General features: G+C 64.6%; 22 protein-coding genes. 10 read left to right on the top strand and 12 right to left on the bottom strand.

Annotated features, from left to right (window positions below):
* Positions 1 to 111: 111 nt before the first annotated feature.
* From ltp2 to H7J73_RS27230, 6 genes are read right to left on the bottom strand one after another with little or no spacing between them, the layout of a single operon-like run.
* Entirely contained in the window at positions 112 to 1,278 is a 1,167-nt protein-coding gene (gene ltp2, locus H7J73_RS27205) for a 17-hydroxy-3-oxo-4-pregnene-20-carboxyl-CoA lyase (RefSeq protein ID WP_264070908.1), read from the bottom strand.
* Positions 1,278 to 1,682, bottom strand: coding sequence for a MaoC family dehydratase (locus H7J73_RS27210; RefSeq protein ID WP_264070909.1), 405 nt, complete (start codon positions 1,680 to 1,682; stop codon positions 1,278 to 1,280). The genes ltp2 and H7J73_RS27210 overlap by 1 nt, the downstream gene beginning before the upstream one ends.
* Positions 1,679 to 2,668 carry a bifunctional MaoC family dehydratase N-terminal/OB-fold nucleic acid binding domain-containing protein gene (locus tag H7J73_RS27215; RefSeq protein WP_264070910.1) on the bottom strand — a complete coding sequence of 330 codons (990 nt, stop codon included), beginning with the start codon at positions 2,666 to 2,668 and terminating at the stop codon, positions 1,679 to 1,681. The genes H7J73_RS27210 and H7J73_RS27215 overlap by 4 nt, the downstream gene beginning before the upstream one ends.
* On the bottom strand, positions 2,665 to 3,828 hold the full coding sequence (gene fadE29 / locus H7J73_RS27220; RefSeq protein ID WP_264070911.1) for an acyl-CoA dehydrogenase FadE29: 1,164 nt from the start codon (positions 3,826 to 3,828) through the stop codon (positions 2,665 to 2,667). The genes H7J73_RS27215 and fadE29 overlap by 4 nt, the downstream gene beginning before the upstream one ends.
* On the bottom strand, positions 3,813 to 4,832 hold the full coding sequence (locus H7J73_RS27225; protein WP_264070912.1) for an acyl-CoA dehydrogenase family protein: 1,020 nt from the start codon (positions 4,830 to 4,832) through the stop codon (positions 3,813 to 3,815). Before H7J73_RS27225 ends, fadE29 begins: the two co-directional genes overlap by 16 nt.
* Before the next feature lie 52 nt (positions 4,833 to 4,884).
* Complete coding sequence (locus tag H7J73_RS27230) at positions 4,885 to 6,129, bottom strand: cytochrome P450 (protein ID WP_264070913.1); 1,245 nt, start codon at positions 6,127 to 6,129, stop codon at positions 4,885 to 4,887.
* 120 nt (positions 6,130 to 6,249) lie between these two features.
* Here H7J73_RS27230 and H7J73_RS27235 point away from each other — a divergent pair, with 120 nt between their 5' ends.
* The 4 genes from H7J73_RS27235 to H7J73_RS27250 all read left to right on the top strand — a co-directional run bounded on the left by H7J73_RS27235 (position 6,250) and on the right by H7J73_RS27250 (position 9,774).
* Complete coding sequence (locus tag H7J73_RS27235) at positions 6,250 to 7,413, top strand: steroid 3-ketoacyl-CoA thiolase (protein WP_264070914.1); 1,164 nt, start codon at positions 6,250 to 6,252, stop codon at positions 7,411 to 7,413.
* Entirely contained in the window at positions 7,413 to 7,799 is a 387-nt protein-coding gene (locus H7J73_RS27240; protein WP_264070915.1) for a DUF8021 domain-containing protein, read from the top strand. Before H7J73_RS27235 ends, H7J73_RS27240 begins: the two co-directional genes overlap by 1 nt.
* A 39-nt stretch (positions 7,800 to 7,838) precedes the next feature.
* Positions 7,839 to 8,315 (top strand): nitroreductase family deazaflavin-dependent oxidoreductase, encoded by a 477-nt coding sequence (locus H7J73_RS27245; protein ID WP_276031824.1) that lies wholly within the window; start codon positions 7,839 to 7,841, stop codon positions 8,313 to 8,315.
* A gap of 190 nt (positions 8,316 to 8,505) precedes the next feature.
* Complete coding sequence (locus H7J73_RS27250; protein WP_264070916.1) at positions 8,506 to 9,774, top strand: histidine phosphatase family protein; 1,269 nt, start codon at positions 8,506 to 8,508, stop codon at positions 9,772 to 9,774.
* Between the two features lie 57 nt (positions 9,775 to 9,831).
* Here the strand turns inward: H7J73_RS27250 and H7J73_RS27255 are convergent, their stop codons facing one another.
* Positions 9,832 to 10,737 (bottom strand): SDR family oxidoreductase, encoded by a 906-nt coding sequence (locus H7J73_RS27255; protein ID WP_264070917.1) that lies wholly within the window; start codon positions 10,735 to 10,737, stop codon positions 9,832 to 9,834.
* A 17-nt stretch (positions 10,738 to 10,754) separates the two neighbouring features.
* Positions 10,755 to 11,534, bottom strand: coding sequence for an SDR family oxidoreductase (locus H7J73_RS27260; RefSeq protein ID WP_264070918.1), 780 nt, complete (start codon positions 11,532 to 11,534; stop codon positions 10,755 to 10,757).
* Positions 11,535 to 11,600: 66 nt separating this feature from the next.
* On the opposite strand from H7J73_RS27260, the gene echA20 reads away from it, so the two are divergent.
* The 6 genes from echA20 (at position 11,601) to H7J73_RS27290 (ending at position 16,609) form a co-directional block, all read left to right on the top strand.
* Positions 11,601 to 12,356: a (7aS)-7a-methyl-1,5-dioxo-2,3,5,6,7,7a-hexahydro-1H-indene-carboxyl-CoA hydrolase gene (gene echA20 / locus H7J73_RS27265; protein WP_264070919.1), complete on the top strand. Its 756-nt coding sequence runs from the start codon at positions 11,601 to 11,603 to the stop codon at positions 12,354 to 12,356.
* A 34-nt stretch (positions 12,357 to 12,390) separates the two neighbouring features.
* The gene (ipdA, locus tag H7J73_RS27270; protein ID WP_264070920.1) at positions 12,391 to 13,293 is read left to right on the top strand and encodes a cholesterol ring-cleaving hydrolase subunit IpdA; all 903 of its coding nucleotides are present in this window, start codon (positions 12,391 to 12,393) and stop codon (positions 13,291 to 13,293) included.
* On the top strand, positions 13,290 to 14,033 hold the full coding sequence (gene ipdB / locus H7J73_RS27275) for a cholesterol ring-cleaving hydrolase subunit IpdB (protein ID WP_264070921.1): 744 nt from the start codon (positions 13,290 to 13,292) through the stop codon (positions 14,031 to 14,033). Before ipdA ends, ipdB begins: the two co-directional genes overlap by 4 nt.
* Positions 14,030 to 15,103, top strand: coding sequence for a (3aS,4S,5R,7aS)-5-hydroxy-7a-methyl-1-oxo-octahydro-1H-indene-4-carboxyl-CoA dehydrogenase (gene ipdC, locus H7J73_RS27280; protein WP_264070922.1), 1,074 nt, complete (start codon positions 14,030 to 14,032; stop codon positions 15,101 to 15,103). The genes ipdB and ipdC overlap by 4 nt, the downstream gene beginning before the upstream one ends.
* 115 nt (positions 15,104 to 15,218) lie before the next feature.
* Positions 15,219 to 15,881 (top strand): SatD family protein, encoded by a 663-nt coding sequence (locus tag H7J73_RS27285; protein ID WP_264070923.1) that lies wholly within the window; start codon positions 15,219 to 15,221, stop codon positions 15,879 to 15,881.
* Complete coding sequence (locus H7J73_RS27290; RefSeq protein ID WP_264070924.1) at positions 15,878 to 16,609, top strand: hypothetical protein; 732 nt, start codon at positions 15,878 to 15,880, stop codon at positions 16,607 to 16,609. Before H7J73_RS27285 ends, H7J73_RS27290 begins: the two co-directional genes overlap by 4 nt.
* A gap of 2 nt (positions 16,610 to 16,611) precedes the next feature.
* Here the strand turns inward: H7J73_RS27290 and fadA6 are convergent, their stop codons facing one another.
* Genes fadA6 through ipdE1 form a run of 4 tightly spaced genes read right to left on the bottom strand, consistent with a single transcriptional unit; the run spans position 16,612 to position 20,371 of the window.
* Positions 16,612 to 17,769, bottom strand: coding sequence for a steroid 3-ketoacyl-CoA thiolase FadA6 (gene fadA6, locus H7J73_RS27295; protein WP_264070925.1), 1,158 nt, complete (start codon positions 17,767 to 17,769; stop codon positions 16,612 to 16,614).
* Between the two features lies 1 nt (position 17,770).
* On the bottom strand, positions 17,771 to 18,373 hold the full coding sequence (gene kstR2 / locus H7J73_RS27300) for a TetR family transcriptional regulator KstR2 (protein WP_264070926.1): 603 nt from the start codon (positions 18,371 to 18,373) through the stop codon (positions 17,771 to 17,773).
* Between the two features lie 55 nt (positions 18,374 to 18,428).
* Positions 18,429 to 19,217, bottom strand: coding sequence for a (5R,7aS)-5-hydroxy-7a-methyl-1-oxo-2,3,5,6,7,7a-hexahydro-1H-indene-carboxyl-CoA reductase (gene ipdF / locus H7J73_RS27305; protein ID WP_264070927.1), 789 nt, complete (start codon positions 19,215 to 19,217; stop codon positions 18,429 to 18,431).
* Entirely contained in the window at positions 19,217 to 20,371 is a 1,155-nt protein-coding gene (ipdE1, locus tag H7J73_RS27310; protein ID WP_264070928.1) for an acyl-CoA dehydrogenase IpdE1, read from the bottom strand. The genes ipdF and ipdE1 overlap by 1 nt, the downstream gene beginning before the upstream one ends.
* Positions 20,372 to 20,374: the final 3 nt, after the last annotated feature.

A 20,374-nucleotide genomic window follows, 5' to 3' on the forward strand; every position in this document is an offset into this window, starting at 1 on the left:
GGGACGGTTAGAAACATCAACCCAAAATTTGCCAGCAACTAACTACAGCGGACAGCAGCGAGGAAATGGCACTCGCCGACGCGGATCGAGCAAATCCGGACGGTTCCGACGTCAGCCCAGGATCAGACCCGATGTCGGCACGCCGGTGCCCGCCGTGACGAGCACATGCTCGACGTCGGGCACAGGGTTAACCGACGTTCCGCGCAGCTGTCGGACTCCTTCGGCGATGCCGTTCATCCCGTGGATGTACGCCTCGCCGAGCTGGCCGCCGTGGGTGTTGATGGGCAGCCGCCCACCGATCTCGATCGCACCGTCGGCGATGAAGTCCTTGGCCTCACCCCACCCGCAGAAGCCCAACTCCTCCAACTGAATCAACGTGAAAGGAGTGAAGTGGTCATAGAGGATGGCGGTCTGGATATCAGTCGGCTTGAGTCCGGACTGCGCCCACATCTGCCTACCGACCAGACCCATCTCGGGCAGGCCGTCCAGCTCGGGTCGGTAGTAGCTGACCATCGAATACTGATCGGGGCTCGATCCCTGCGCCGCCGCCTCGATGATCGCGGGCCGGTGTTTGAGATCCTTGGCCCGCTCCGGTGAGGTGATGACCAGCGCCACGCCACCGTCGGTCTCCTGGCAGCAGTCCAGCAGGCGCAGTGGTTCGGCGATCCACCGCGAATTCTGGTGCTCCTCAATGGTGATCGGCTTCTCGTAGAAGTACGCCTTCGGATTGTTCGCGGCGTGCTTGCGGTCGGCGACCGAGATCGCGCCGAAATCTCTGCTCGTCGCACCTGAGAGATGCATGTACCGCTTGGCGATCATCGCCACCTGGGCAGCGGGCGTCGAGAGCCCGTGGGGGTAGGAGAACGAGTTGTCCACCCCGGTGGAATCCGCGTTCTCGACCAGCCGCATCTGTACCTGGCCAAATCGCATGCCGGAGCGTTCGTTGAAAGCGCGATATGCCACAACACAATCCGCGACACCGGTGGCCACCGCGATCGCCGCCTGCTGGACGGTGGCACAGGCCGCACCGCCGCCGTGGTGGATCTTGGAGAAGAATTTGAGCTCTCCGATGCCGGTGGCCCGTGCGACGGCCACCTCGGTGTTGGAGTCCATGGTGAACGTCGTCATACCGTCGACGTCGGCGGGGGTCAGCCCCGCGTCGTCGAGGGCGTTGAGCACCGCCTCGGCGGCCAACCGCAACTCGCTGCGGCCGGAATTCTTCGAGAAGTCGGTGGCACCGATACCGACGATCGCGGCCTTGCCCGAAAGCTCGCCCATCAGGCGTTGTCTCCGATCGTGAGCACCGCAGTGGCGATGACGTGATCGCCAAGACTGTTGCTGCCGATGATTTTCAACGTGATCAGCCCATCCTCGACCGCGGTGACCTCACCGCGGAACGTCACCGTGTCATAGGCATACCAGGGCACCCCGAGCCGCAGGCCGATCTTCTTGATGACGGCGCTGGGTCCGGCCCAGTCGGTGATAAACCGTTGCACCAGACCGGTATCGGTGAGGATGTTGACGAAGATGTCCTTAGACCCCTTGACCTGCGCCTTGTCCCGGTCGTGGTGCACATCCTGGTAGTCGCGGGTCGCGATCGCGGTGGAGACGATGAATGTCGGGTCGCCGTAGAGCTCGAGTTCGGGCAGCTTGGTACCGACTTCAATTGTGGGCGCGGTCATTTCGCAGGCTCCCAGGCGTAGTTGGTCCAGGCCGGCCCGACATCGTTGGCCGGGAAGTCGATGTACGTGGCGCGCACCGGCATTCCGATCTCTACGGTCGAGGGGTCCGTGTTGCGCAGCTCGCCGAGCATCCGCACCCCCTCCTCGAGTTCGACGAGTGCGATCACGAACGGCAGGGTACGACCGGGCACCTTCGGTGCGTGGTGCACGACGAAGCTGAACACCGTGCCATTGCCGCTGGCAACGACGTAATCGGTCTCCTGCTCTTTGTCCAACCACAAAGCCGGGACAGGCGGGTGCTGCAGTGAGCCGTCTGCGCGCTTCTGGATGCGCAGTTCGTGTGCGTTGACGCCGTCCCAGAAGAACTTGGTGTCCTTCGACGACGCGGGGCGCATGGCGGAATCCGCGTCGAGGTCATCGGGCACCGTGGAAACTGCCGACTCTTTGGCCCCGTCCTTGTCTTCTCCCTCTTTCTCGGATGGGATGAACTTCATGATGCGCCACATCATTTCGGCGACATCTTCGTCGCCCACCGACCAGGTGATGGTCTGCGTGATGAAGAACGCTTCACCGAGCGCGGTGCGCTTCGGACCGACCACATCGGTCAATTCGGCGGCCACGCTGACCTCTTCGCCGGGACGCAGGTAGCGGTGGTAGGTCTGCTCGCAGTTGGTGGCAACCACACCGATATAGCCTGCGTCGTCGAACAATTCGAGGATCTTGCCCAGCGGATCGTCATCGGGCCGGACACCACCGAGGCCCATCATCGTCCAGACCTGGATCATCGCCGGCGGTGCTACGACGCCCGGATGACCAGCCGCCTTCGCCGCCGCCTCGTCGGAATAGATCGGGTTCTTGTCGCCGATGGCGTCGGTCCAGTGGTCCACCATCGGCTGGTTGACCGGATGACGACCGCCGCGTGGCTTGCTCTTGCCTTCGGCTTTGACCTTCTCGGCTGCGGCCTTGATGTCGTCTACAACGCTCATCGTGGAACCCTCGGTACCTTGAGACCAGCTGCGGCGATCATCTCGCGCATCACCTCGTTGACACCTCCACCGAAGGTGATGACGAGGTTGCGCTTGGCCTGGCTGTCGAGCCACTCCAGTAGTTCACCGGTCTCGGGCTCGGCGGGATTGCCGTACTTACCGACGATTTCCTCAGCCAGCCGGCCGACCTTCTGAATACGTTCGGTACCAAAGACTTTCGTCGCAGCGGCATCAGCGACCTCGATGGTCTCACCACCTGCGGCGACCTGCCAGTTCAGCAGCTCATTGATCCGCCAGATCGCTTTGATTTCACCGAGCAGCCGTCGGACATCGTCATGGTCGATGGGAGTGACGCCGTTGCCGCCCGGCTTCGACGCCCACGCATGCACCCTGTCGTAGATGACCGCCACCTTGCCCGCCGGACCGAGCATCACGCGCTCGTGGTTGAGCTGGGTGGTGATCAGACGCCAGCCGGCGTTCTCCTCACCGACCAGCATGTCGGCGGGCACTCGAACGTCGTTGAAGTAGGTAGCGTTGGTGTGATGCGCGCCGTCGCTGAGGATGACCGGCGTCCACGAGTAGCCAGGATCCTTGGTGTCGACGATCAGGATCGAAATGCCTTTGTGCTTTACGGCTTCCGGATCGGTGCGAACTGCCAGCCACAGGTAGTCGGCGTCATGGCCACCGGTGGTCCACATCTTCTGTCCGTTGACGATGTACTCGTCACCGTGGCGTACCGCAGTGGTCCGCAGTGAGGCCAGGTCGGTGCCGGCCTCGGGTTCGGAGTAACCGATGGCGAAGTGCACGTCCCCGGCGAGAATGCCCGGCAGGAACTTCTTCTTCTGCACGTCACTGCCGTACTTCTGCAGCGTTGGCCCGACTGTCTGCAGCGTGACCGCAGGTAGCGGAACGTCGGCCCGGGCCGCCTCGTTGACGAAGATCTGCTGTTCGATCGGCCCGAAACCCAGACCGCCGAATTCTTTCGGCCAGCCGACACCGAGCTTGCCGTCGGTGCCCATCCGCTTGATGATCGCCCGGTACGCCTCGTTGTGGCGGTCGGACTCCATCGCCGCGGCCTCTTCAGGCGTGATGAGGTTCGAGAAGTACTGCCGCAGTTCGGCTTGCAGCTGACGCTGCTCGGGGGTCAGTTCGATGTACATTGCGCTCCCACCAGTTCGAGCCGATAGGCCGGGCCGCCCAGCAGCCGCGTGAGGTCTTTGACTGCGGAGTAGTAGCGGTCCATCGGGTAGGTGATATCCATCCCCATGCCGCCGTGCAAGTGGTGACACGTCTGCATCACCGGCGGTGCCTGCGAGGTCAGCCAATAGCCCAGGACGTCGAGATCGTCATCGGCGTCGCGTCCTTCGGCCAGCCGCCAGATCACCGACGTCGATGCCAACGAGATGGTGCGGGAGGCGATGTAGACCTCGGCGAGTTGCGCGGCCACGGTCTGGAAGGTCGACAGCGGCCTTCCGAACTGCTCGCGAGTGCCGACGTAATCCGCCGTCAGGCGCAGTGCCCCCGCCACCAAGCCGGCGGCGAACGCGCCCGTCGTCGCCAACACGAGTTGGTTGACGCGGTGCACGGCGGCATCGGCCAGGACATCGGTGTCCGGCACCGCGACTTCGTCAAAGGTCACGACGTACTCGTCGGAGTGGTTGGCAGTAGGGGTCCTCACCAGGCTCACGCCGTCGGCCGCAGGGGACACGACGACGACCCCGCTGTCGGTGGTCACCACCAGCCAATCCGATTGCTCTGCAAACGGAACGCCGATCTTGGTGCCCGTGAGCTTGCCCTCGCCGTAGACCGTTGCTGGTCGCTCAGGCAGGGAGGAACCGGGCTCGTTCAAGGCCGCAGAGAGCACACCGCCCTTGGCCACCTCAGCCAGAAAGCGGTCCTGCTGTTCATCAGAAGCAAGGTCGAGCAGGGGCACCAGCCCGAGTCCGAGCGTCGCGAGCGCAGGCCCCTGGGTGCCGTGGCGACCGATCTCGGTCAGTGCCGTCGCGATCTCGGGGAGTCCGAGCCCGTCGCCGCCGAGCCGTTCCGGTACGCCGAACGCGATGACGCCGCCGTCGACCAGCGCGGCCCAACTGTTGTCTCGCCCGAGGGCCGACGTCACCACGTCGGCGACCGCCTGCTGCCCTTCGTCCGGACTGAAGTCCACCCGAATCCTCCTTGATTCTATGGAGATTGAACAAAAAACGGTCAGCGAACCACTAACCAGCGGAGGCGCCGGTGTAGTCCACCTGCCAATGCTTGATGCCGTTGAGCCATCCCGACCGTAGCCGCTCGGGCTCACCGATGGGACGCAGATCCGGCATGTGGTCGGCGACCGCGTTGAAGATCAGGTTGATCGTCATCCGGGCCAGGTTGGCACCGATGCAGTAATGCGCTCCGGTGCCGCCGAACCCGACGTGCGGGTTCGGATCCCGCAGGATGTTGAAAGAAGTCGCATCCTCGAACACGTCCTCGTCGAAGTTCGCCGAGCGGTACGACATGACCAGCCGCTGGCCCTTCTTGATCTGCACGCCAGCCAGTTCCGTGTCCTCGAGGGCGGTGCGCTGGAAGGCGCTGACGGGGGTGGCCCAGCGCACGATCTCGTCGGCGGCGGTACTGGGGCGCTCCTTCTTGAAGAGCTCCCATTGATCCGGGTTGTCCGCCATCGCGATCATGCCGTGGGTGATCGAGTTACGGGTGGTCTCGTTGCCGGCCACCGCCAACATGATCACGAAGAAGCCGAACTCGTCATCGGAGAGCTTCTCGCCTTCGATATCGGCTTGGATCAACGTCGTGACGATGTCTTCGGTGGGGTTCTTACCGCGCTCGTCGGCCATCGCCATCGCGTACATGATCAGTTCCATCGAGGACTGCGCCGGATCGACGTCGGCGTACTCCGGATCCTCACCGCCGGTCATCTCGTTGGACCAGCGGAACAGTTTGTCCCTGTCCTCCTGCGGCACGCCGAGCAGGCCCGCGATGGCCTGCAACGGCAGCTCACAAGAAACCTGCTCGACGAAGTCGCCGCTGCCCTCGGCTGCCGCGGCCTTGGCGATGTTCTGGGCGCGCTGCGCGAGTTCTTCTTCCAGCCGACCGATGGCCCGCGGTGTGAACCCGCGGGAGATGATTTTGCGCAGCCGGGTGTGATGAGGCGCGTCCATGTTGAGCATGACGCTGCGCTGCATCTCGACCATGTCCCGCTTCATCTCTTTCGGCCAGGTCGGGATGGCCCCGTTCTGCCAGCTGGAGAAGACGTCGCTGCGGCGGGACACTTCCTTGACGTCGGCATGCTTGGTCACCAGCCAGTAGCCGTGGTCCTCGAATCCGCCTGCGCCGCCGGGTATGTCCACCCAGTGGATCGGTTCGGACGTGCGGAGCTCGGCCAATTCGGCCACGGGCAATGCGGCAAGATTGACGTCAGGGTCCAGGAAGTCGAATTCTGCCGGGATGATGTGGGAAGTCACGGTGGGCTCTCCTCAATTGCAACGTGTTCTAGTTCCAGTAAAACACGGCTACATCGCAGATCAAAGGCGTGGCTACATCCTCGCTTGTCAGAGTAATGGAACGTGTTCTAGCCTGGCGGAATGGGTAACCCTGTCATCGTCGAAGCCACCCGCAGCCCGATCGGGAAGCGCAACGGCTGGCTCTCCGGCCTGCATGCAACCGAACTCCTCGGAGCCGTTCAGAAGGCGGTGGTGGAAAAGGCCGGCATCGACGCCGGTGACGTCGAACAACTCATCGGCGGCTGCGTCACCCAATACGGCGAACAGTCCAACAACATCACCCGGGTGAGCTGGCTGACGGCGGGCTTGCCAGAACACGTCGGCGCCACCACGGTCGACTGCCAGTGCGGCAGCGCCCAACAGGCCAACCACCTCATCGCCGGCCTGATCTCCGTCGGCGCCATTGATATCGGCGTCGCGTGCGGCATCGAGGCGATGAGCCGCGTCGGGCTGGGCGCCAATGCGGGACCGGACCGGTCGATCATTCGTGCGAAGTCATGGGATATCGACATGCCCGACCAGTTCACCGCCGCCGAACGCATCGCCAAACGGCGCGGCATCACCCGTGAGGAGATCGACGCCTTCGGCTTCGCTTCCCAGCAGAAGGCCAAGGTGGCCTGGGCCGAAGGCCGCTTCGACCGGGAGATCTCACCGATCGTCGCGCCGGTCCTCGACGAGAACAAGCGCCCGACAGCCGATCTCGCGCCCGTGACTCGCGACCAGGGGCTGCGTGACACCACGCTGGAAGGCCTGGCCCAGCTGAAGCCGGTGATGGAAGGCGGTATCCACACCGCGGGCACGTCATCGCAGATCTCCGACGGCGCGGCAGCGGTGCTATGGATGGACGAAGACAAAGCCAAGGCACTCGGCCTCAAACCACGGGCCCGCATCGTCAGCCAGGCCAACGTCGGCTCCGAGGCCTATTACCACCTCGACGGCCCGGTGCAGTCCACCGCCAAGGTGCTGGAGAAGGCCGGGATGAAGATGGGCGACATCGACGTGGTCGAGATCAACGAGGCCTTCGCATCGGTCGTGCTGTCCTGGGCTCGGGTGCACAACCCGGATATGGACAAGGTCAACGTCAACGGCGGGGCGATCGCCCTGGGACATCCAGTGGGCAGCACCGGCGCCCGGCTCATCACCACCGCCCTGCACGAGCTGGAGCGCACCGACAAGTCCACAGCGTTGATCACGATGTGCGCGGGCGGCGCGCTTTCCACCGGCACCATCATCGAGCGCATTTAGTGGGGGTTACCCAAGCGGACCGCATCGCGGCCGCACAGTCTTATATCGACGCCTTGGTGAGCCACCAGGCTGACGGGGTGCCGTTCGCTGCGGACTGTGTCCGCATCGAGGTCGGCCTCAAGACCGGCTTCTCGGGAGAACACCTGCGCCGCAGCCTCAATGGCGGTCCGCAGTACCGCGTCATCAAGTCCGCGACAGCCCCGGAGTTCACCGTTGTCGGCGACGAGGTGCGGGCCAGTTTCGACCTGACGACCAAACCGTCGCTGGCCGGCCGCCGAGTCGGTGCGCACATCGACGAGGTGTTCCTCATCCCGGCCGACTCGGTATCCGGCACGGCGCAGATCCACCACATCCGGGCCACCATCCGGCCGTTCCTGACTTCGTAGCCGACTGACTTCGCAGTCGAAAGAAAGAGGATCACTCCATTGCCCAACCCGTCCCGCCCACTCAAGCCCAAACAGATCGAAAGCCTGAACTCGGCGAAGGTCGGGACCGCGATCAAGTGGATGTCGAAGGCGCAGACCTTCATCTTCAAGAAGACCAACGGCAAGTTCGGGAACAAGTTCCTCAAAGGCTCCGAGGTCGGCATCCTGACCACCACGGGCCGCAAGTCCGGTGAGCCACGGGATAGCCCGCTACTGTTCCTGCAAGAAGGCCAGCGCATCATCCTCGTCGCGTCGCAGGGTGGCCGCGCCACCAATCCGATGTGGTACCTGAATCTGCAGGCAAATCCTGCGATGACATTCCAGACCAAGGCCGGGACCTTCAGTCTGACCGCGCGCGATGCCACCGATGCCGAGCGCGACGAATACTGGCCCAAGCTGGACGAGATGTATCCGGATTTCGTGAACTACCGGTCGTACACGGACCGCAAAATCCCCATCGTCATCTGCGATCCGTAGGGCGAACCCGTCAGCCGAACACCTAAGATCCACGGCCTCCCGGGCCGTGGATCTAGCTTTTTACCCACCTGCGCGCCAATAAAATCGCAATTCCGCTACCATCCGTAGCGTAAGTGTTAGTGTGATCGCGGCCACACAGCTGTGCGTAGTTTGTGAGGTCATGCCTATGCCCTTACAGATGGAGTATTTGATGCAGGAATCGATCACCCGGAGGGTCCTCGGTGTGGCCACGGCTGTCATCGCGGCGCTAGCCCTTCTCGTCGGAATCGCACTCCCGGCCGATGCCATGACGATCACGTGGGTCCGGCACGGCGAGTCGGAAGGCAACGCCTCCGGGTACATCGACACCAAGACGCCAGGACCGCCGCTCACCACCGCGGGGTGGGAGCAGGCCAATACCGTTGCCGGCACACTTGATCCCGCCGATTACGATGCGGTGTTCGCCTCCACCATGATCCGGACGCAGCAGACGGCAACACCGTTCGCGGCCGACAAGTATCACGGCGGCAATCAGAACGCCGTCACGATCTCGACGGATCCGTACCATCCCGTCTTCAGCGACAACGTCGTCGTTCTCAACGGGCTGCAGGAGATCAACGCCGGTTTCTTCGAGGGCTCGTCACAAACGAGCGGCATCGGACGGATCGGCTACATCTTGGCCCCCATCATGTGGACGCTCGGACTGCGCTTCGCTCGGATCCCGGGCGGCGAGGACGGTAACGAGTTCGAGGCACGGGTCAATGGCGCGCTGGCTCAGATCCAGGATTCCGGCAGCGAAACCCCGTTGGTGTTCGACCACGGCGCGACAATCATGTTCTGGACGCTGATGAACGTCGACAACCCTGATATCACGCTCGCCCTGACGCACCCGCTGAACAACACCGACGTCGTCGTGGTCGACAGCAATGGTCAGGGCGGCTGGACCCTGAAGAGTTGGGCAGGCACCGCGGTCGGACCGGCGACACTGCCGACGCAGCTGTTCGTGAACTTCCGAGATCTGATCGTCGCTCCGCAGACCGCGCTCTACAACCTGCGGCTGCCGATCCTGAACCTCGACGGCCCCGGCATCGTCGCCGGAGTCCAGCAGGGTGTCTCCGATGTCGTCGCTGCGACAGGCACATTCGTCGTCAAGAGCGTGCAGGACATCGCCGCCGCCCTGGGCGGGCTGGGACAGGCCAACACCGCACCCCCGGCCGCGACGAAGTCGGTTCAGCTCGGCTCGCCGACCACGACCAGCGCCCAGACCGCGGTGGAGCCCAAGGTTTCGGGGACGAAGTCCACCGGCGCAACCGACCTCAGCGATGGCAACAAGTCGACGCCGATATCCACGCTCAAGGCAGCCGCCAGTACCGGCGACAAGGCCTCCGCCGCCGACGACGGTAACACGGGATCAGCAACCAAGCCCGCCCCGTCTGGCAAGAAGGGCACCGGCGCCAGATCAGCGAAAGCCGCTGCCTGACAGTGCATACGAAGTCGGCCCCGCCTCATGATGAGGCGGGGCCGACTTTGTGGTCTTTCAGGTGCCGAAGACCGGCACCGGCGGACGCGACTTGGCCAGCAATTCGGGGATGACGGTGCTGAGTTCGGCGGGATCCCAGCGGGCCCCCTTGTCGATCTCCTCGCCGTGCGCCCACCCCTCGGCGACCCGGATGATCCCGCCCTCGACCTCGAACATCCGGCCGGTGACATCACGGGAGGCGACGCTGCCCAGCCAGACCACCAACGGCGAGATGTTCTCGGGGGCCATCGCGTCGAACTCGGCGCCCTGGGTGGACATCATGTCGGCGAAGACGGTCTCGGTCATCCGGGTGCGCGCGGACGGCGCAATCGCATTGACGGTGACGCCATAGCGCCCCATCTCCGCCGAAGCCACCAGGGTCAGCGCGGCGATACCGGCTTTCGCCGCACTGTAATTGGCCTGCCCGACGCTGCCCTGTAACCCGGCACCGGAACTGGTGTTGATGATGCGGGCATCGACAGCGTCGCCCGCCTTCGACTGTGCGCGCCAGTACGCCGCGGCATGGCGCATGGTGGCGAAATGGCCTTTGAGGTGGACAGCGATGACGGCGTCGAACTCGTCCTCGCTGGTGTTGGCGAACATCCGGTCGCGGACGATGCCGGCGTTGTTGACCAGAACATCGAGGCCGCCGAAGGTATCGACGGCGGTCTGGATCAGGCCGGCTGCCTGCTCCCAGTCCGCGACATTCGCCCCGCTGGTCACGGCTTCTCCACCGGCAGCGACGATCTCGTCCACCACGTTCTGGGCGGCACTGCCGCCGCCGGCCGGTGAACCGTCCAGACCCACACCGATATCGTTGACCACCACACGGGCGCCTTCGGCGGCGAATGCCAGCGCGTGTGCGCGCCCGATTCCGCCTCCGGCACCAGTGACGATTACGACCCGGCCGTCAACCACACCCATATCTGTTGTCTCCCTGATTATTTGATAGCGCTGGTGGTCGCGAGATAGTGCGGCGGTTCGCCGCCACCATGTACTTCCAGTGACGCGCCGCTGATATAGGACGCCGCATCGGAGGCCAGGAAGGCCGCCGCCCAGCCCACATCGGCAGGCTTCGCGAGCCGGCCCAGAGGCACGTTGGCCGAGATCGCGGCAATCGATTCCGCGTCGCCGTAGAACAGTTCGGACTGCTCGGTCTCGACCATGCCCACCACCACGGAATTGACTCGCACCTTCGGCGCCCATTCGACAGCCAGCGTGGTGGTGAGGCTTTCGATTCCGGCCTTGGCCGCTCCGTAGGCCGCGGTCCCCGGGGTCGGCCGGCGGCCGCTGACACTGGCGATGTTGACGATCGTGCCGCCGCCCGGCTGGGTTTGCATCTGCTCATTCGCGTGTTGCGAAACAAAAAGCGGGCCAAGCAGGTTCAGCTCGATAATCTTGGTGCTGAATTTCGCCGACGCGTCGGCGGCCAACACATAGGGCGATCCCCCCGCGTTGTTGACGACGATATCGAGACGGCCGTGCGTGGCCACGACGGCGGCGATCAACGCGGCCACGGAGTCGTCGTCGCGGACGTCGCAGGAGTGGAACTCATACGGCAGCCCCTCGACCGGGCGTCGGGCACAAGTCACCACCGTCGCGCCCTGCCCTGCGAAGACGGCGCTGATACCGGCGCCCACACCTCGGACTCCGCCGGTTACCAGCACCACCCGTCCGGCGAGTCCGAGATTGAACGGAACGCCCTCAACCGTCTCGGTCACTGTGCTAGCGTACCAAGCAAGTGCTTGCTCAGGTACTAGACCCCCCGAAGCGACCCAGGAATCTCCATGACGATCACGTCCACCACAGTCGAACCGGGCATCGTCTCGGTGACCGTCGACTATCCGCCCGTCAACGCCATCCCGTCAGCGGGCTGGTTCGAACTCGGCGACGCCATCACCGCGGCCGGCCGCGACCGCTCCACGCACGTGGTGATCCTGCGGTCGGAGGGCCGCGGTTTCAATGCCGGTGTCGACATCAAGGAAATGCAGAACACCGAAGGCTTCGGCGCACTCATCGACGCCAATCGCGGCTGCTTCCACGCCTTCCGGGCCGTATACGAATGCGAAGTACCGGTGGTGGCCGCTGTCAACGGCTTCTGTGTCGGCGGCGGTATCGGTCTCGTCGGCAACGCCGACGTCATCGTCGCCTCCGAAGACGCCATCTTCGGGCTGCCCGAGGTCGAGCGCGGTGCGCTCGGTGCCGCCACCCACCTGTCCCGGCTGGTACCGCAGCACATGATGCGGCGACTGTTCTTCACTGCCGCCACCGTCGACGCGGCCACGCTGCATCACTTCGGCTCGGTGCACGAGGTGGTGCCGCGCGCCGATCTCGATGAAGCCGCATTGCGGGTGGCCCGTGATATCGCCATCAAGGACACCCGGGTGATCCGGGCCGCCAAGGAAGCACTCAACCTGATCGACGTTCAGCGAGTGAACTCCAGTTACCGCATGGAACAAGGGTTTACGTTCGAACTCAATCTGGCCGGCGTCTCCGATGAACACCGTGATGCGTTCGCGGGAACGGCTAAAGGAAAGAAATGATTCGGCGGGCAGGAGCGAAGCGACAGGGGAAGAAGTGAAAGACAAGAGAACGACCCTCGACGAGGCGGTGGCCGCACTGCGCAGTGGCATGACCGTCGGACTGGGCGGCTGGGGATCACGACGTAAACCGATGGCATTCGTTCGCGCGTTACTGCGCACGGACGTCACCGATCTGACCGTGGTCACCTACGGCGGGCCCGACCTCGGACTGCTGTGCTCGGCGGGCAAGGTCAAGCGCGTCTACTACGGCTTCGTGTCCCTGGACTCGCCCCCGTTCTACGATCCCTGGTTCGCCAAGGCCCGCACCAGTGGGGCCATCGAAGCACGCGAAATGGACGAGGGGATGCTGCGTTGCGGCCTGCAGGCGGCCGCTCAACGGTTACCGTTCCTGCCGATCCGGGCTGGACTGGGCAGCGACGTACGGGCGTTCTGGGGCGACGAGCTCAAGACCGTCAAGTCGCCGTATCCTACCGAGGACGGCTCAGCCTCCGAGAAATACGAAGAGCTGGTCGCCATGCCGGCCCTGACGCTGGATGCCGCCTTCGTGCACATGAATCTCGGTGATGCCCAGGGTAATGCGGCTTACACCGGGATCGATCCGTATTTCGACGACCTGTTCTTGATGTCCGCGCAGCGCCGCTTCCTGTCGGTCGAGAAGCTGGTTCCCACTGAGGAACTGGTGAAGTCGGTGCCCCCGCAGGCGCTGCTGATCAACCGGATGATGGTGGACTCCGTCGTGGAGGCGCCCCTGGGTTCGCACTTCACCACGGCCGCACCCGATTACGGCCGCGACGAGAAGTTCCAACGGCATTACGCCGAAGCAGCTGGCAGCGACGAGACCTGGCAACAGTTCGTCTCGACCTACCTGTCGGGCAGCGAAGCCGACTACCAGCAGGCGGTGCGGGCGTTCGCCGAGGCGCAGGAGAAGAAACAGTGAATGAAGTGACCCGTGCCGAGGTGTGCGTCATCGCCTGCGCCGAATTGTTCCGCGATGCAGGCGAGATCATGGTCAGTCCGATGACGACGGTCGTGTCGATCGGCGCCAGGCTCGCGCGCCTGACATTTTCGCCCGACATCCTGCTCTCCGACGGTGAGGCATCGCTGATCGCCGATACACCGGCGATCGGCGCACCCGCGGCCATCGAAGGCTGGATGCCGTTCGGCCGGGTCTTCGAGACCCTGGCCTGGGGCCGGCGCCATGTGGTCATGGGCGCCAACCAGATCGACCGGTACGGCAATCAGAACCTGTCGGCATTCGGGCCACTGCAGCACCCGACCCGGCAGATGTTCGGTGTCCGAGGGGCGCCCGGCAACACCATCAACCACGCCACCAGTTACTGGGTGGGCAACCACTCCCCCAGGGTGTTCACCGATACCGTCGACATCGTCTCCGGTATCGGTTGGGACAAGGTCGACCCCGACAATCCGGCGTACCGGTTCGTCAACGTCTTCCGCGTGGTCTCCAATCTCGGGGTGTTCGACTTCTCCGGCCCGGAGCATCAGATGCGCGCGCTGTCACTGCATCCCGGCGTGGAGCCGGACGCCGTCCGCGAGGCCACGTCGTTCGAGGTGCATGGACTCGACGAAGCGGAAACCACCCGACTGCCCACCGCTGACGAGCTCGAGCTGTTGGCCAAACTCGACCCGAAGTCACTGCGGGACAAAGAAGTCCGATGAGTACACTGCGCACCCCCCTGACCGAGCTGCTCGGTATCGCCCATCCCGTCGTGCAGACCGGGATGGGCTGGGTGGCCGGCGCCCGCCTGGTTGCGGCCACCTCCAATGCCGGCGGGCTGGGCATCCTGGCCTCGGCGACCATGACGCTGGCTGAGCTGGCCGTCGCCGTCGGGAAGGTCAAGGCGAGCACCGACAAGCCGTTCGGGATCAACATGCGGGCCGACGCCGGCGACGCCGGCGAGCGTGTCGACCTGCTGATCCGCGAAGGCGTCAAAGTCGCCTCCTTTGCGCTGGCACCGAAGCCCGACCTGATCGCTCGGCTCAAAGATGCGGGCCTGGTGGTTATTCCGTCAGTCGGTGCGGCCAAACACGCGCGCAAGGTCGCCGGCTGGGGTGCCGATGCCGTCATCGTCCAGGGCGGCGAGGGTGGCGGACACACCGGACCGGTCGCCACCACTTTGCTGCTGCCGTCGGTGCTGGATGCGTTGAAGGACAACAGCATTCCCGTGATCGCAGCAGGCGGCTTCTTCGACGGCCGCGGCCTGGCCGCGGCACTGTCGTACGGCGCAGCCGGCGTCGCCATGGGCACCCGATTCCTGTTGACGTCCGATTCGACGGTGCCCGATTCGGTCAAGCAGCAGTATCTCGACTCCACGCTAGGCGGCACAGTGGTATCGACGCGTGTCGACGGCATGCCGCACCGCGTATTGCGGACCGGACTGGTCGAAAAGCTGGAAAGCGGCTCCCGCGTGCGGGGATTCAGCGCCGCGATCGGCAACGCGGCGAAGTTCAAGAAGATGTCGGGGATGAGCTGGCGGTCGATGATCTCCGACGGTCTGGCCATGCGCCACGGCAAAGAGCTGACCTGGTCGCAGATCGTGATGGCCGCCAATACCCCGATGCTGTTGAAGGCAGGTCTGGTCGAGGGCAACACCGAAGCCGGTGTGCTGGCCTCCGGTCAAGTGGCCGGCATCGTCGACGATCTGCCCTCCTGCGCTGAGCTGATCGACACCATCGTCGGCGACGCCATCAAGCACCTACAGGCGGCGTCGGCCCTGGTGGTCGACTGACGGGACTGTGAATCTCACGACGGATTCGAGCCGGGAAACGTCGTAGATTTGCCACTCGCGCCGCCTAGGTGAAGTTATTTACTTCATTCGAACAGAATGAAGCTATAGTCTTCATATGACGGATGTGAAGGTAAGCTCTTCACCAGGACAGTCCCGGCTCTACGCTGCCGTCATCGGTGACGTCGTCGGCTCACGGTCGGCACCCGACCGAGCCGGATTGCACCGGGCGATCACCGCCGCCCTGGCCGAGGCTGCCGGCCGGGCGATCGATCCGCCGGCGCTGACGGTGGGCGACGAATTCCAAGGCGCGTATCGCACCGTCGGCGATGCCATCGACGCCGCGCTGTCGATCCGTCTTGCGCTGGCCCCGGACGTCGATATCCGGTTCGGTATCGGGTGGGGTGCCGTCACGGTGCTCGACGAGGCCACCGGGATCCAGGACGGCCCAGGGTGGTGGGCGGCCCGTGAGGCCATCGAGTGGACCGCGGCCGCGCAGACCCAACCCGGTCTGGCCCTGGTCCGGACCGCGTTCCGCACGGACGAGTCCACCGGTCCCGATGCGAACGCCGTCAACGCGGCGCTGATGTGTCGGGACCATCTGCTTGGATCGCTCGACGAACGGTCGCAACGGATCCTGTCGGGGTTGCGGGCGGGCCGGACGAAAAGGGAGTTGGCCGTGGCGGAGGGCATCAGCGCATCAGCGGTGTCGCAGCGCGCCGGCCGTGCCGGGCTCGACCTGATTATGGCTGCGTCACAAGAACTTCGGCGCGTCGAATGAGTGCCATTGCCGTCTTCTTCGTTGCGGTAGGGATCGCCGATATCTGCCGACGCGTGACCGACAGGTGGTGGCCGACGCTGATCTGCGGACCGGTGGCCGCACTCGGCTGCGCGCTGGTGGCCGGACTGTGGCATTTCGGCGACCTCGTGCTGGTCGTGGTCAGCGCGGCCGCCGTCGTCGGCTGGGTGGTGCTCTGCGCGCGCACCGAGCGCGACGGCACCCGCCCGACCGCACCCCTGTTGGTGTTCGGCGCGGCGATCGTCATCCTGGGCATTTTGTCGGGCTGGGCATCGCCTGCCGCCGGATTGGTCGGTCGGTGGCTGCCCTGGGTCGGGTTGAACAGCATCGATCCCACTCACGCGGTTCTGGTGGTAGGGGTCGTACTGGTCCAGCTCGTCACCGGGAATCAGTTGGTGCGGTTGATCCTTGGCTCGGTCGGCGCCGTCCGGCCCGCCGGCGAGCCGCAGCCATCGGACCGGCTCAAGGGTGGGCGACTGCTCGGCCCGATGGAGCGGTTACTCATCCTCTGCCTGGGACTGGCCGGACAGTTGGCGGCGGCGACCGCGGTGATCGCCGCCAAGGGCATCATCCGGTTTCCCGAACTGAACGCCCAGCGCCGCGACGGTACCGACAGCAGCGGGTCGGGGATCGACGAGGTGACGGAGTACTTCCTGGTCGGCAGCTTCGCCAGCTGGCTATTGGCGCTGGCCGGGGTGGGCCTGGTCTGAGGTCAGAGGCGTTCGATGATCGTCACGTTGGCGGTACCGCCACCCTCGCACATGGTCTGCAGACCGTAGCGACCGCCGGTGCGCTCCAGAGTGTTGAGCATCGTGGTGAACAGCTTTGCGCCGGTCGCACCGAGCGGATGTCCGAGCGCGATCCCGCCGCCGCTGGGATTCACCTTCTCGGGATCGGCCTTGATCTCCTTGAGCCAGGCCATCACCACTGGCGCGAACGCCTCGTTGATTTCGACGGTGTCGATATCGTCGATCGAAAGGCCGGTCTTCTGTAACGCATAACGCGTTGCCGGGATCGGCCCCGTCAGCATCAGCACCGGATCGGCACCGCGGGCACTGATGTGGTGGATGCGGGCACGCGGCGTGAGGTTGTGGTCCTTTACCGCCTGCTCGGATGCCAAGAGCACCGCACTTGCACCGTCAGAGATCTGGCTGGCCATCGCTGCGGTCAACCGACCACCCTCGACGAGCGTCTTGAGGCCGGCCATCTTCTCCAGTGACGATTCGCGCGGCCCCTCGTCGATCGCGAAGCCATCCACCGGGAGGATTTCGTTGTCGAAGTGCCCGCCCCGGATCGCGGCGAATGCCCGCTCATGGCTGGTCAGCGAGTACCGCTCCATCTCCTCACGGGAGAGACCCCATTTCTCGGCGATCATTTCCGAGCCGCGGAACTGCGAGATCTCCTGATCGCCGTAGCGATGCAGCCAGCTCTTCGACTCGTTGGTGGGCGAGGTGAAGCCGAACTGCTCCCCGACGATCATCGCCGAGGAGATCGGGATCTGACTCATGTTCTGAATGCCGCCGGCCACGATCAGATCAGCCGTGCCGGACATGATCGCCTGTGCCCCAAAGGAAATGGCTTGCTGACTGGAGCCGCACTGCCTGTCCACCGTGACCCCTGGCACTTCTTCGGGGAACCCGGCGGCCAACCAGGACAGCCGGGCGATATTGCCGGCCTGACCGCCGATGGCGTCGACACAGCCGGCGATGACATCGTCCACCGCACCGGGATCGACGTCAGTGCGCTCGAACAGTCCGCGCCAGATCGCCGCGCCCAAATCGACCGGATGCACACCGGCCAGCCCTCCGTTGCGCTTTCCGACTGCCGTGCGCACAGCTTCGACGACATACGCTTGCGACGTTGAGGTCATCTCAGTCCTCACTCCTTCTGCTTGTGGTGATTCCGCCGAGAACGATGGACAGGTACTGGCGCCCCACCTCGACGGCCGTCAATGGCCCGCCTGGCTGATACCAGCGCACGGACACCCAGGTGGTGTCGCGGATGAACCGGTACACCAGGTCGACGTCGATATCGGGCCGGAAATAACCCTCCTGGATGCCCTGATTGAGGACATCGAGCCACATCTTGCGCTGCTCTTTGTTGCGTTCATCGACATAGGCGAACCGCGGCTGCGACGACAGGCGTTTGGCCTCGTCCTGATAGATCACGACCTGGGCGTGGTGGTTCTCGATCGCGTCGAACGAGGCCATGAACAGACCCTTGAGCCGCTCCATCGGATTGGGCTCGGTGTCGATGATCCGCTGATAGGACTCGAAGAGCCAATCCAAGAAGCCGCGCAGCACCTCGTCGACCATCTCCTCTTTCGAGGAGAAGTGGTGATACAGGCTGCCGGACAGAATGCCCGCGGAATCGGCGATGTCCCGCACCGTCGTCGCACGCAGGCCGCGCTCGGCGAACATCGTCGCGGCGAGCCCGAGCAGCTCGTCGCGACGGGTCGGCGCTTCCTTGTCCATCACTGAAGGGTATCAACCAAGCGCTTGCTTGGCTACCGCGATGATCACCTGACGATCAGGCCCGCTGGCTGGACACCGAAATCACTTCGCCGGTCAAGTAGCTGGAGTAGTCGCTGGCCAGGAATGCCATCGTGGCCGCCACCTCCCAGGGTTCGGCCGCGCGGCCGAAGGCTTCGTCGGACGCCAACCGATCGAGCAGGTCGGCCGACGATGTCTTCTCCAGGAATTTGTGTCGGGCAATACTCGGAGACACGGCGTTGATCCGCACGCCATACTCGACGGCTTCGATTGCGCTGCAACGGGTCAACGCCATCACACCGGCTTTGGCCGCCGCGTAGTGAGATTGCGAATGCTGCGCGCGCCAGCCCAGCACGCTGGCATTGTTGACGATGACGCCGCCGTGGCCGGCATCGCGGAAATAGCGCAGCGCGGCCCGGGTGGCCCGCATCACCGACGTCAACGTCACGTTCAACACGCGATCCCACTCGTCGTCGGTCATGTCGATGACGGGAGTCTGGCCCCCGAGGCCCGCATTGTTGATCAGTACGTCGATCCGGCCCATCTTCTCGGCGGCGGCGGCGATCAGTGCGTCGACAGCGGGAGTCGACGTCACATCGCAGACCACCGCATCGACGCGACCCAGCCCGAGCCCGGCGAGCTCGTCGCGCGTCTCCCCCAACCGCCGCTCATGGAAGTCGGAGACCACCACGTCGGCTCCTTCGGCCAGGGCGCGCCTGGCGGCGGACGACCCGATCCCGGTCCCCGCAGCCGCGGTAACGAGGACCACCTTGCCGATCAGAAGTCCGTGTCCGTCAATCTCTTTCGGTACCTCGGCGAGACTCATTAGCCCTTGACTTCCCTCGGGAGGCCGAGCACCCGCTCGGCGATGATGTTGCGCTGGACCTCGTTGGAACCGCCGTAGATGGTGTCGGCGCGGGAGAACAGGAACAGGTGTTGCCACTCGTCAAACTCACCGCCGGAGGCCACCAGCCCAGCTTTACCTCTGATGTCCATGGCCAACTCGCCGAGGTCGCGATGCCAGTTCGCCCACAACAGTTTCGAAATGTTGTCCTGCCCGGGACGTTCCACGTCCATCGTGGCCAGCGCATAGGAGCGCATCGCCCGCAGCCCCATCCAGGATCTGGTGAGGCGTTCCCTGATCAGCGGATCATCGGCTGCGCCGTTGCCCTCGGCCACCTTGACCAAGCCGGAAAGCTCACGCGCATAACGGATCTGCTGGCCCAACGTGGACACGCCACGCTCGAAGGTCAACGTACCCATCGCGACACGCCAACCGTCACCGGGCGCACCGACCACCAAATCGGCATCGGTACGGGCGTCGTCGAAAAAGACCTCGTTGAAATCCGCAGTCCCGGTCAGCTGGACGATCGGGCGAATCTCGACGCCGGGTTGATCCAGCGGCACCAGCAGATAGGACAGACCGGCGTGCCGCTTGGACCCCTTCTCGGTCCGGGCGACCACGAAGCACCACTGCGACAGGTGTGCCATCGACGTCCATACCTTCTGGCCATTGATGAGCCACTGCTCACCCCCACCGTCGAGCACCGCCGTGGTGGAGACATTCGCGAGGTCACTCCCCGCTCCGGGTTCCGAATAGCCTTGGCACCACAGCTCGGTCACGTCAAGGATGTGTGGTAGGAACCGCTGCTGCTGCTCAGGGGTTCCGTAGGCGATCAGCGTCGGCCCGAGCAACTCCTCGCCGAAGTGGTTCACCTTGTCCGGGGCGTCGGCGAGGGCGTACTCCTCGTAGAAGGCCACCCGGTGGGCAACCGATAGACCGCGACCGCCGTGCTCGACCGGCCAGCCCAGGCAGGTCAGGCCCGCCTTGGCGAGATGGCGGTTCCACGCCAGCCGTTCCTCGAACGCCTCATCCTCGCGGCCGGGGCCGCCAAGGCCCTTCAGTCCCGCGAATTCGCCGACAAGATTGTCGGCCAGCCACTCGCGGACCTCGGCCCGGAACTTCTGGACCTCTTCCATAAC

This window comes from Mycolicibacterium komossense (assembly GCF_025822605.1).
GTDB lineage: Bacteria > Actinomycetota > Actinomycetes > Mycobacteriales > Mycobacteriaceae > Mycobacterium > Mycobacterium komossense.

Bases quoted from the DNA above. Each gene is read 5' to 3' on its own strand.
- ltp2 (WP_264070908.1), bottom strand. From the start codon at position 1,278: ATGGGCGAGCTTTCGGGCAAGGCCGCGATCGTCGGTATCGGTGCCACC.
- H7J73_RS27210 (WP_264070909.1), bottom strand. From the start codon at position 1,682: ATGACCGCGCCCACAATTGAAGTCGGTACCAAGCTGCCCGAACTCGAG.
- H7J73_RS27215 (WP_264070910.1), bottom strand. From the start codon at position 2,668: ATGAGCGTTGTAGACGACATCAAGGCCGCAGCCGAGAAGGTCAAAGCC.
- fadE29 (WP_264070911.1), bottom strand. From the start codon at position 3,828: ATGTACATCGAACTGACCCCCGAGCAGCGTCAGCTGCAAGCCGAACTG.
- H7J73_RS27235 (WP_264070914.1), top strand. From the start codon at position 6,250: ATGGGTAACCCTGTCATCGTCGAAGCCACCCGCAGCCCGATCGGGAAG.
- H7J73_RS27250 (WP_264070916.1), top strand. From the start codon at position 8,506: ATGCAGGAATCGATCACCCGGAGGGTCCTCGGTGTGGCCACGGCTGTC.
- H7J73_RS27255 (WP_264070917.1), bottom strand. From the start codon at position 10,737: ATGGGTGTGGTTGACGGCCGGGTCGTAATCGTCACTGGTGCCGGAGGC.
- echA20 (WP_264070919.1), top strand. From the start codon at position 11,601: ATGACGATCACGTCCACCACAGTCGAACCGGGCATCGTCTCGGTGACC.
- ipdC (WP_264070922.1), top strand. From the start codon at position 14,030: ATGAGTACACTGCGCACCCCCCTGACCGAGCTGCTCGGTATCGCCCAT.
- H7J73_RS27285 (WP_264070923.1), top strand. From the start codon at position 15,219: ATGACGGATGTGAAGGTAAGCTCTTCACCAGGACAGTCCCGGCTCTAC.
- H7J73_RS27290 (WP_264070924.1), top strand. From the start codon at position 15,878: ATGAGTGCCATTGCCGTCTTCTTCGTTGCGGTAGGGATCGCCGATATC.
- fadA6 (WP_264070925.1), bottom strand. From the start codon at position 17,769: ATGACCTCAACGTCGCAAGCGTATGTCGTCGAAGCTGTGCGCACGGCA.
- kstR2 (WP_264070926.1), bottom strand. From the start codon at position 18,373: ATGGACAAGGAAGCGCCGACCCGTCGCGACGAGCTGCTCGGGCTCGCC.
- ipdF (WP_264070927.1), bottom strand. From the start codon at position 19,217: ATGAGTCTCGCCGAGGTACCGAAAGAGATTGACGGACACGGACTTCTG.
- ipdE1 (WP_264070928.1), bottom strand. From the start codon at position 20,371: ATGGAAGAGGTCCAGAAGTTCCGGGCCGAGGTCCGCGAGTGGCTGGCC.